The sequence below is a fragment of the Vogesella margarita genome (assembly GCF_028548475.1).
Lineage (GTDB): Bacteria > Pseudomonadota > Gammaproteobacteria > Burkholderiales > Chromobacteriaceae > Vogesella > Vogesella margarita.
In genome coordinates this window covers 492663-501463 of the sequence record NZ_JAQQLE010000001.1, presented here as the reverse complement: position 1 = coordinate 501463, position 8801 = coordinate 492663, and the positions used below count along the sequence as shown (strand labels likewise).

Genomic DNA, 8801 nt, shown 5'->3' with positions numbered 1-8801 from the left:
CCGCCAGCGTTCAATCTGAGCCAGGATCAAACTCTTCAGTTCAATCTCATAGCAATTTTTTGGCACGCAAGTTCAAAGAAACATCGTTTCTTGAATCTTGACAGTGCAAGTATTTGGCTTGGCCAGACACTTACACCTATCGGTTATTCGTTTTGTTAAAGAGCGGTGCTGCGTCGCTTGTTTCGTTTGCGTCTGCAGCTGAGGAGACGAACTATAGCGAACCCTGCCACCTCCGTCAACACCCCGCCACGCACTTTATCGCACAAAATCGGCAAGTCGTTGATTTCACAGTAAGCTCACCGCCAAGAAAAATGAAAAAGGTTGGCCGCAATGCTTGCGGCCAACCTTTAGCTTGAGAGTAAGGCGCAATAATCTTATTAATCGATACCCAGCATCGACGGTGTCATCATCGCCTTGAGACGGATTTGCTCGATGCCGTGGCGCTCGCGATGACTGAGCCACCAGATGGCCCCCTTCTTCACGCTCCACAACAAGGGCTGTTCGCTCATCAGCGTGGCGGCGAGACGACCGATATAGGGTTGATGGCCGACCAGCACGATGGTCTTGCCGCTACGCGGCCAATCGATGGCGCTCAGTACCTGCTCGACCGAGGCATCCGGGTTCAGCGCCGGCACGACTTCATAACTCTTGGCGAACAGTGCTGCGGTTTGCTGCGAGCGCAGCGCCTCGGAGGCGAGCAGCGCAAAATCGTCGGGCAGCTGCTTGCGCAGCCATGTTGCCATCGCGCTCGCCTGCTTCTGGCCGCGACGGGTCAGCGCGCGCTGCATGTCGTCAGAGCCTTCCTCGGCTTCGGCATGACGCCACAAGATGAGATCCATATCGTTCCTTAGTCTTATTGTTTGGCTGCTACATGCTGTGCCATGCGTGTTACGACAGCAAGAAATGCACCAATAACGGTGCCACCACCGCCGTGACAAAACCGGTCAGCCCCATCGCCAGACCGGCAAAGGCGCCAGCAGTTTCCGAAACCTGGAACACGCGGGCGGTGCCGATGCCGTGCGCGGCGATGCCGGTGGCGACCCCCAGCACTACTTCATCGTTCATGCGCAACAGCGTCAGCAGCGGCCTGGCCAGCACCGCGCCGATGATGCCGGTCACGATCACAAAGGCTGCGGCCAACGTGGGGATGCCGCCGATGGCCTCGGCCACGCCGATCGCGATCGGCGTGGTGGCCGAGCGCGGCGCCAGGCTGAGCACGATCTGTGGCGGCATGTCGAAGGCGGTGGCAATCAGCACCGCGCTGGCCACCCCGGCCACACTGCCGACCACGATGCTGCACAGGATGGCGAAGGCGCTGCGTTTGAGGCGCGCCAGATTGTTGTACAGCGGAATCGCCAGCGCGACAGTGACCGGGCCGAGCAGAAACTGGATAAAGCTGGCGCCGCGGAAGTACTCGTCGAAACTCAGCCCCAGCGCCAGCAAACTAGTGATCAGCAACCCGGCACCGACCAGCACCGTGTTGGCCAACGGATGGCCGTGATAGCGGCGGCTGATACTCAACGCGACGCGGTAAGCCAGCAGCGTGAGGAAAATGCCGGTCAGCGGCGACTGGCGCAGCCATTCATAGACTGTCGGCGTCATGACCTGGCCTTTCTGCCTTGTTGCCAGCGCAGCAGCAGGGTCAGCGTCAGTGCGCTGATCAGCAGTGTCGACAGCGTCGACAGCAACAGCACCGCCGCCATCGCCAGTGGCCGCTCGGCCAGCAGCGGCCAGAAGGCGAGGATGCCGGCACCGGCGGGGATGAACAGCAGCGACATGTGCGTCATCAGCCGCGGCACGTTGTGGCGCAGCGTGTCGGGAATGCCCTTGCGCACGCACAGCGTCAGGAACAGGAACAGCATGCCGAGCACGGCGCCGGGAATGGGCCAGCCGAGGCTGCGTGCCAGCAACTCGCCGGCAAACTGGTAGCCCAGCAGCCACAGGAAGGTTTCGATCATCGACAACTCACAGGGTGGATCACAAGGTTGGCCGCACGCGATAGCGGCGGGACAGGGCGGGTTTTGGCATAATGCGCCGCATGACGCCTTTTTCTGACTGGTCGGCCCGGTTGCCGCCAACTTCACCGCTGCTGGCAGAGTGCATCACCGTCAGCGGCTCGCTCACCAACTATCTGATGGCAACCGGCTACGACTTCGCCGTCAGCGTGCTGCAGCAGGACAACGACGCGATTCATGCCGACGAAACCGCCCTGTTCGAGCTTACCCCAGATAGCCAACTGCATGCCAGACACGTGAGCCTGTCGCTGGCCGGCAAACCGGTGGTGGTGGCGCGCAGCGTGTGCCTGCCCCAGTGCCCGGTGTGGCGGCCGATCCTGGAGCGCGGCAGCCGTTCGCTGGGGCTGACGCTGTTCGGCGGCCTGCCGCAACTGCAGCGCGGCGAGCTGGGCTTTGCCGAGCTGTGCGCCGGGCACCCGCTGTTTGCGCTGGCGCAGGCGCACGATCCTCATGGCAGCAGCCGCTACCTGGCGCGCCGCTGCCTCTTCGAGCTGGACGGGCAGCGCCTGCTGGTTTGTGAAATCTTCTTGCCGGAACTGGAGCAATTGCTGTGATGAGCACGGACTTTATCAAGGAGCGGCTGACGGTCTACGGCCAGCTGATGCGTATCGACAAGCCGATCGGCACTCTGCTGCTGCTGTGGCCGACGCTGTGGGCACTGTGGATTGCCTCCGCCGGCCAGCCGGACTGGCAGCTGCTGCTGATCTTCACGCTCGGCACCTTCCTGATGCGCTCGGCCGGCTGCGTGATCAACGACTTTGCCGACCGCCACATCGACATGCACGTGACGCGCACCAAGCAACGACCGTTCGCCCGCGGTGCGGTAAGCAGCAAGGAAGCGCTGCTGCTGGCCGCGGCACTGGCCGTACTCAGCCTGCTCTTGATCCTGCCGCTGAACCGGCTGACCCTGCTGCTGTCGCTACCGGCGGTGTTCCTCGCCGCCAGCTATCCGTTTACCAAGCGTTTTTTCCCGGTGCCGCAGGCCTATCTCGGCCTGGCTTTCGGCTTCGGCATCCCGATGGCGTTTGCCGCGGTGACCGGCGACGTGCCACTGCTGGCGTGGCTGCTGTTCCTGGCCAAGGCGCTGTGGACCATCGGCTACGACACCGCCTACGCGATGACCGACAAGCCGGACGACCTGAAGATCGGCATCAAGACCTCGGCGATCACCTTCGGCGATCACGACGTGCGCGCGGTGATGCTGTGCCACGCCGCCTTCATCGCACTGATGACCGGCATCGGCCACAGCCTCGACCTCGGCTGGCCGTACTATCTGTCGCTGCTGCTGTCGGTGCTGCTGATCGGGCGCCAATACCTGGACATCCGCCACCGCGACCGCGCGCTGTGCTTCAAGGCCTTTCTCGACAACAACCGCGTCGGCGCGGTGATCTTCGCCGGGCTGGTGCTGGCTTACTGCCTGCGCTGAAGCGATACGCCGTGGCACGCCAAGCGGGCAGCCGGTCGCTGCCCGCTTTGTTTTGCGCGTCGTCTGCGGACGTTGGCCGCATCCAGATTTATCTGCCTTGATTTGTGGTCTAAGTTGAAACAGGTAGCTGCCAGCCGGCAGACAGCAGATCTTCCCCTCCAAGGAGACACACCATGATCAACGGTATCTATCACGTCACGGTATCCACCAGCGACGGTCAGCACAGCGATGGCCAGTGGGTGATCGACAACCACTCGCTACAGGGCAACGACGCCACCTCGCGCTATCAGGGGCAATTCCACCTTTCCGGCCAGCACGTGGCGATGCAGATGAACGTCTCGCGCAACAAGGAAGCAGAGCGCACGCTGTTCGGTCCGGCCATGCAATATCTGCTATCGCTGAACGGCCACTTCATGCGCGACAGCAACGCCTTCAACCTGTCCGGCCCGGTGGCGCAGGAGCCGGCGCTGATCGCCACCGTCAGCGGCCACTGGCTGAAGGCGCTGGACTGACCACCCCGTCCGGCTGCAGCCGTCCGTCCAGCAGCCGGATCTGGCGCGGACAACCATCGGCCAGCCGCTGGTCGTGGGTGACGATCAGGAAGGTGGTGCCGTCCTCGCGATTGAGTTCATGCAGCAGCGCAAACACCTCGTTCGCCGTCTGGGTGTCGAGGTTGCCGGTCGGCTCGTCGGCCAGTACCAGCCGCGGGCGGTTCATCAGCGCACGCACGATGGCGACGCGCTGCTGCTGCCCGCCCGACAACTGCACCGGCCGCTTGGCGGCGTGCTCGGCCAGCCCGACGCGCTGCAACAGCATGGCGGCGCGCTCCCTGTCCTGCAGCGTGACCCGCCCCTGGCCGGCGAACAGCGGCATCATCACGTTTTCCAGCGCCGAGAATGCCGGCAGCAGATGGTGGAACTGGAACACGAAGCCCAGATAGCGATTGCGCAAGGCAGTGCGCGCCGCGTCGTCGAGGCCGGCGGTGGCGGTACCGGCAATGTGCAGCTCGCCGGCCGTCGGCGTTTCCAGCAAGCCCATGATGTTGAGCAGCGTCGACTTGCCGGAGCCGGACGGCCCCAGCAGCGCGGCGAACTCGCCCTCCACCAGCTGCAGCCCGATGCCGTGCAGCACCTCGACCAGCGGCGATTTGCCGCCGCCGTAGCTTTTCTTCACCCCGTCCAGCGTCATGATCTCAGCCACGGATCGCCTCCACCGGGTCCAGTCTGGCGGCACGCAGTGCCGGCAGCAGTGCCGCCAGCACCCCGACCAGGGTCGCGATCAGCGCGGTGGTGACGAACAGCTCGCCGTCGAGCACCACCGGAAACAGCGGGCTGCCGTCCTCGGTCAGCGCCAGACGGCTGATGCCCACCGACATCGCCGCCCCCAGCAGCGAGCCGAACAGCGAGCCGAACAGCCCGACCAGGCCGCCTTGCAGCAGGAACACCGCCAGGATGCGCGAGGCCGGCGTGCCCATCGCGCGCAGGATGCCGATCTCGCGCTGGCGCTGCACCACCGACACCACCAGCACGCTGGCGATGCCCAGCGCGACGGCAAAGGTGACGAACACGCGGATCATCAGGCTGGACGCGCTCTGGCTTTTCAGCGCCGTCACCAGCTGGCCGTTGCTGGTCTGCCAGCTGTCCGCAGTCAGGCCGGTGGCGAGCGCAAGGTTGGCCGCAAGGCTTTCCGCCTCGAACAGGCGCTCGCTCTTGATGTAGATTTCGGTCACGTCGCGCTGGAAGCCGAGCAGGTTCTGCGCCTCGCGCAGCGGCAGCAGCACCCAGCGCTTGTTGAGATCCTTGAGACCGAAATCGAGAATCGCCCCCACCGTCATGCTCTGGCTGCCGCCGGTCGCGGTCTGCAGGCGCAGGCGCCCGCCCGGCTGCAGGCCCAGGTCCGCCGCCAGCTCCTTGCCGATCAGCGCCGTGCCGGTCGGCAACAGCAGGCGCCCGGCTTTCAGCTTGTTGTCCAGCCGCACCACCTGCCGGTAGTCATCCAGATCCACCCCCATCAACACGATGGACTTGCGCACGCCGCCCTGCTGCGCCACACCGGGGCCGCTGGCCATCGCCGCCACCGCGCTGACATTGGGCGTGCCGCGCACCCGCGCCACGATGCTGCCCCAGTTGGCGATGGTGTTCTCCCGCTGCGTACGCTTGGCGATGTCAGCCAGCTTGACGCTGCCCGGCACCGTCAGCGGCGCCTGGTTGACGAGGTCGGCCGGGCGCAGCACCACGTGCGCCTGGGTCGACAGCGTGCGCTCGATGATGTTGGCCTGCAGACCGCTGACGATGGCGGTGATGTAGACGATGACGCCGACGCCGATGCTGACCCCGGCCAGGATCAGCGCGGTCTGGAAGCGCCCTTCGCGCAGCAGGCGCCATGCCACCGTCCACACGAAGTTCATGGTGCCGCCTCCACGATGCGCACGCGGCTGCCGGGCGCCAGCAAGGGAAACGGCGAGACCACCGCCATGCCGGCGCGCAGCCCCTGCAGGATCTGCACCTTGCCGTCCACCACCGCGCTCGCCTGCACCGGCCGCAGCTTCAGGCGGCCCTCCTGCACCAGCGCCACCTGGCCGCGCTTCACCGCCTCGGCCGGCAACAGCAGCACCTTGCGCAAGCGCGCGGTCTCGATCTCCGCCGACACCGTCATGCCCGGCAGCAAAAAGCCGGCGTCCCCGTCCAGCAGCACCTCGACCTCCAGCGTGCCACGATCGTTATCCACCTGCGCCGCGATGCGGCCAACCTTGCCGGCCACCCGCCGTGCGGGGAAGGCATCGGCCGCGATCAGCGCCGGCTGGCCGCGGGCCAGTTGCGCCAGCTGGCGCTCGTCAACATCCAGCAGCACGTGCTTCGGGCCGGCGGCGGCAAAGCTTAGCCTGGCACTGCCGGCGGTGAGCAGGTCGCCGACCTCCACCTCGCGCGCCAGCAGCACGCCGTCGCTCGGCGCGCGAATCTGCGCCTGTGCCAGCCGCGCCTGATACTGCGCCAGCTGTGCCTGCAGCTGCGTCACGCGTAGCCGCGCCTGGTCACGGCTGCGCTGCTGGCCATCCAGCGCCGCCTGGCTGATAAAGCCCTGGCGGAACAGCGCCAGCTGACGCTGCAACTGGCGCTCGGCATCGGCCTGCTGCTGGCCGGCATCCTCCAGCTGGGCGCGGGTCTGCTGCAATTGCGCCAGCAGCTCTTCCGGCTCCAGCTGCAGCAGCACCGTGCCAGCGGTCACCGCCTGGCCCTTGGCTACCGGCGTCGCCACCACCCGCCCGCCGATGGTGGCGCCAAGCCGGCTCTGGCGGCTGGCCTCGATGCGACCGCTGGTGACCACCGTGCGCACCACGTCCTGCGTCTCAAGCGTCACCACCGTCACCTCTGCCGGCCGCCACCACCAGTAAGCAGCGGCCAGCAGCGGTAACAGCAAAAACAGGGACAGCAGGATTTTGCGGCGCGTCATGTCGGGTAAACTCGGGGAATGGAGAAAGGTCTGATTCCATTCTACGAAACATCTTGCCCACGGAGCCTTGATCATCATGAAATTTGCCGACATCCTCGCCACCCTGCCCGCCATCGACGGCATTGCCGCGCTGATGCTGCTGGATGCCGCCGGCGAACCGCTGCAGCGTCTCGACAACAAGCCGGGCACCGCCGGCTCGGTGCGCGTCTATCACGCGCTGGTGAAACGCTTCGGCCACATCGACAAGGCGGCGGCGCGCGAAGGCCTGGCGCTGTACGCCGAACACACCGACGACGCCCGCGCCCACCCCGGCAAGCATCCCAATATCGACCGCCTGCTGGCGATTGCCGAACAGGACGCACCCGGCCTGCGCGTGCGCATCGTGCTGGACGACAGCGCCGAGGCCTGATCCGCGCGGTCGCAAAAAAACCCGCCATCGCTGGCGGGTTTTTTCATGATGACGCGCGGCGGCACTCCCCCGCTACGCGTCATCCGCCAGGGTTGGCCGCAGCCTGCGGCCAACCTTGGGCTATGACACGAACCGGTCTCTACACGTCCTGGCCTTCGACGATGCCGTCGTGGCTGGCGGCGCGTTGCGGCAGGATCAGGTTCAGCACGATGGCCAGCACCGAGCACAGGCCGACACCGACCAGCTCGAAGCTGCCGAACTTCAGCGCCAGTCCGCCGATGCCGGAGGTCAGCACCACCGAGATGATCACCAGGTTGCGCGGCTCCATCAGGTCGACCTTGGCTTCGATCAGCGTCTTCAGACCGATGGAGGCGATGGTGCCGAACAGCAGCACCATGATGCCGCCCATCACCGGCATCGGGATGGACTGCAGCAGCGCGTTGAACTTGCCGAAGAAGGCCATGGCGATGGCGAACAGCGCCGCCCACGTCATCACCACCGGGTTGAAGTTGCGGGTGATCATCACCGCGCCGGTCACCTCGGCGTAGGTGGTCACCGGCGGCCCGCCGATGAAACCGGCCAGACACACGCCCAGACCGTCGCCGGCCAGGGTGCGGTGCAGGCCCGGCGACTTGGTGTAGTCCTTGCCGGTCACACCGCCGATCGCCATCACGCCACCGATGTGCTCGATCGACGGGGCGATCGCCACCGGCAGCATGAACAGCGCCGCCGCCCAGTTCACCTCCATGCTGCCGAAGGTCGGCACCACGAACCACGGCGCCGCCGCCAGCTTGTCGAAATCCACCATGCCCATGAAGGCGGCCACGATGTAACCGACGGTGACGCCGGCCAGGATCGGCACCAGCTTGAACATGCCGCGCGCAAAGATCGACACCACGATGGTGGTGGCCAGCGATACCGCCGCCAGCAGCAGCGAGGTCTCGTACGGCATGATCTGGTTGCCGCCGGCACGGCCCATCGCCATGTTGGACGCGGCGTTGGCCACCGACAGGCCGATGATCATGATCACCGGCCCGATCACCACCGGCGGCAGCAGGCGATTGACCATCGCCATGCCGCGCCAGCGCACGATGGCGGCGAACACGAAGTACATGAAGCCGGCGCAGAACAGGCCGAACATGGTGGCGCCCTGCCCCCAGGTCTGCATCGAGTAGATGATGGGGCCGATGAAGGCGAACGAGGAGCCGAGGAAGATCGGCACCTGGCGGCCGGTGCACAGCTGGAACACCAGCGTGCCGATACCGGCACCCAGCAGCGCCATCGCCGGATTGAGGCCGGTCAGCAGCGGCACCAGCACCAGCGCGCCGAAAGCGACGAACAGGATCTGGGCACCAGACACCGCCGTCTTCAGTTGTTGAAACATGCTGTGTTTTCCTTATTGTTGTTGAAATCGTGCGCCGCGCGCGGCCGTCTTAGAACCTGTTTACGATCTCGCGAGCTAGAGCGAGACAAGGCAAAAACGGCTGAGGAAGCGGAGTTT

11 protein-coding genes are annotated in these 8801 nt (G+C 65.5%); 4 read left to right on the top strand and 7 right to left on the bottom strand.

What is annotated here, in order from left to right:
* Positions 1-377: 377 nt before the first annotated feature.
* Genes PQU96_RS02485 through PQU96_RS02475 form a run of 3 tightly spaced genes read right to left on the bottom strand, consistent with a single transcriptional unit; the run spans position 378 to position 1958 of the window.
* The gene (locus PQU96_RS02485) at positions 378-839 is read right to left on the bottom strand and encodes a SixA phosphatase family protein (protein ID WP_272770674.1); all 462 of its coding nucleotides are present in this window, start codon (positions 837-839) and stop codon (positions 378-380) included.
* A 49-nt stretch (positions 840-888) separates the two neighbouring features.
* Positions 889-1602: an LrgB family protein gene (locus PQU96_RS02480; protein ID WP_272770673.1), complete on the bottom strand. Its 714-nt coding sequence runs from the start codon at positions 1600-1602 to the stop codon at positions 889-891.
* A complete protein-coding gene (locus tag PQU96_RS02475; protein WP_272770672.1) occupies positions 1599-1958 on the bottom strand; it encodes a CidA/LrgA family protein in 360 nt (119 codons plus the stop codon). The genes PQU96_RS02480 and PQU96_RS02475 overlap by 4 nt, the downstream gene beginning before the upstream one ends.
* 80 nt (positions 1959-2038) lie before the next feature.
* Between PQU96_RS02475 and PQU96_RS02470 the strand changes: the two genes are divergently transcribed.
* The 3 genes from PQU96_RS02470 (at position 2039) to PQU96_RS02460 (ending at position 3953) form a co-directional block, all read left to right on the top strand.
* Entirely contained in the window at positions 2039-2569 is a 531-nt protein-coding gene (locus PQU96_RS02470) for a chorismate--pyruvate lyase family protein (protein WP_272770671.1), read from the top strand.
* On the top strand, positions 2569-3441 hold the full coding sequence (gene ubiA, locus PQU96_RS02465; RefSeq protein WP_272770670.1) for a 4-hydroxybenzoate octaprenyltransferase: 873 nt from the start codon (positions 2569-2571) through the stop codon (positions 3439-3441). Before PQU96_RS02470 ends, ubiA begins: the two co-directional genes overlap by 1 nt.
* 173 nt (positions 3442-3614) lie before the next feature.
* Complete coding sequence (locus PQU96_RS02460) at positions 3615-3953, top strand: GrlR family regulatory protein (RefSeq protein ID WP_272770669.1); 339 nt, start codon at positions 3615-3617, stop codon at positions 3951-3953.
* Here PQU96_RS02460 and PQU96_RS02455 read toward each other — a convergent pair.
* From PQU96_RS02455 to PQU96_RS02445, 3 genes are read right to left on the bottom strand one after another with little or no spacing between them, the layout of a single operon-like run.
* A complete protein-coding gene (locus tag PQU96_RS02455; protein ID WP_272770668.1) occupies positions 3922-4641 on the bottom strand; it encodes an ABC transporter ATP-binding protein in 720 nt (239 codons plus the stop codon). The two genes, PQU96_RS02460 and PQU96_RS02455, sit on opposite strands and share 32 nt — an antisense overlap.
* Entirely contained in the window at positions 4634-5848 is a 1215-nt protein-coding gene (locus PQU96_RS02450) for an ABC transporter permease (RefSeq protein ID WP_272770667.1), read from the bottom strand. The genes PQU96_RS02455 and PQU96_RS02450 overlap by 8 nt, the downstream gene beginning before the upstream one ends.
* Positions 5845-6891: an efflux RND transporter periplasmic adaptor subunit gene (locus PQU96_RS02445; RefSeq protein WP_272770666.1), complete on the bottom strand. Its 1047-nt coding sequence runs from the start codon at positions 6889-6891 to the stop codon at positions 5845-5847. Before PQU96_RS02445 ends, PQU96_RS02450 begins: the two co-directional genes overlap by 4 nt.
* A 76-nt stretch (positions 6892-6967) precedes the next feature.
* On the opposite strand from PQU96_RS02445, the gene PQU96_RS02440 reads away from it, so the two are divergent.
* The gene (locus PQU96_RS02440) at positions 6968-7300 is read left to right on the top strand and encodes a DUF2322 family protein (RefSeq protein ID WP_272770665.1); all 333 of its coding nucleotides are present in this window, start codon (positions 6968-6970) and stop codon (positions 7298-7300) included.
* A 139-nt stretch (positions 7301-7439) separates the two neighbouring features.
* On the opposite strand, the gene PQU96_RS02435 is transcribed toward PQU96_RS02440, so the two are convergent.
* Positions 7440-8684, bottom strand: coding sequence for a uracil-xanthine permease family protein (locus PQU96_RS02435; RefSeq protein WP_272770664.1), 1245 nt, complete (start codon positions 8682-8684; stop codon positions 7440-7442).
* Positions 8685-8801: the final 117 nt, after the last annotated feature.

Coding starts and splice junctions, on each gene's coding strand:
- PQU96_RS02485 (WP_272770674.1), bottom strand. CDS start 839: ATGGATCTCATCTTGTGGCGTCATGCCGAAGCCGAGGAAGGCTCTGAC.
- PQU96_RS02480 (WP_272770673.1), bottom strand. CDS start 1,602: ATGACGCCGACAGTCTATGAATGGCTGCGCCAGTCGCCGCTGACCGGC.
- PQU96_RS02475 (WP_272770672.1), bottom strand. CDS start 1,958: ATGATCGAAACCTTCCTGTGGCTGCTGGGCTACCAGTTTGCCGGCGAG.
- PQU96_RS02470 (WP_272770671.1), top strand. CDS start 2,039: ATGACGCCTTTTTCTGACTGGTCGGCCCGGTTGCCGCCAACTTCACCG.
- ubiA (WP_272770670.1), top strand. CDS start 2,569: ATGAGCACGGACTTTATCAAGGAGCGGCTGACGGTCTACGGCCAGCTG.
- PQU96_RS02460 (WP_272770669.1), top strand. CDS start 3,615: ATGATCAACGGTATCTATCACGTCACGGTATCCACCAGCGACGGTCAG.
- PQU96_RS02450 (WP_272770667.1), bottom strand. CDS start 5,848: ATGAACTTCGTGTGGACGGTGGCATGGCGCCTGCTGCGCGAAGGGCGC.
- PQU96_RS02445 (WP_272770666.1), bottom strand. CDS start 6,891: ATGACGCGCCGCAAAATCCTGCTGTCCCTGTTTTTGCTGTTACCGCTG.
- PQU96_RS02440 (WP_272770665.1), top strand. CDS start 6,968: ATGAAATTTGCCGACATCCTCGCCACCCTGCCCGCCATCGACGGCATT.
- PQU96_RS02435 (WP_272770664.1), bottom strand. CDS start 8,684: ATGTTTCAACAACTGAAGACGGCGGTGTCTGGTGCCCAGATCCTGTTC.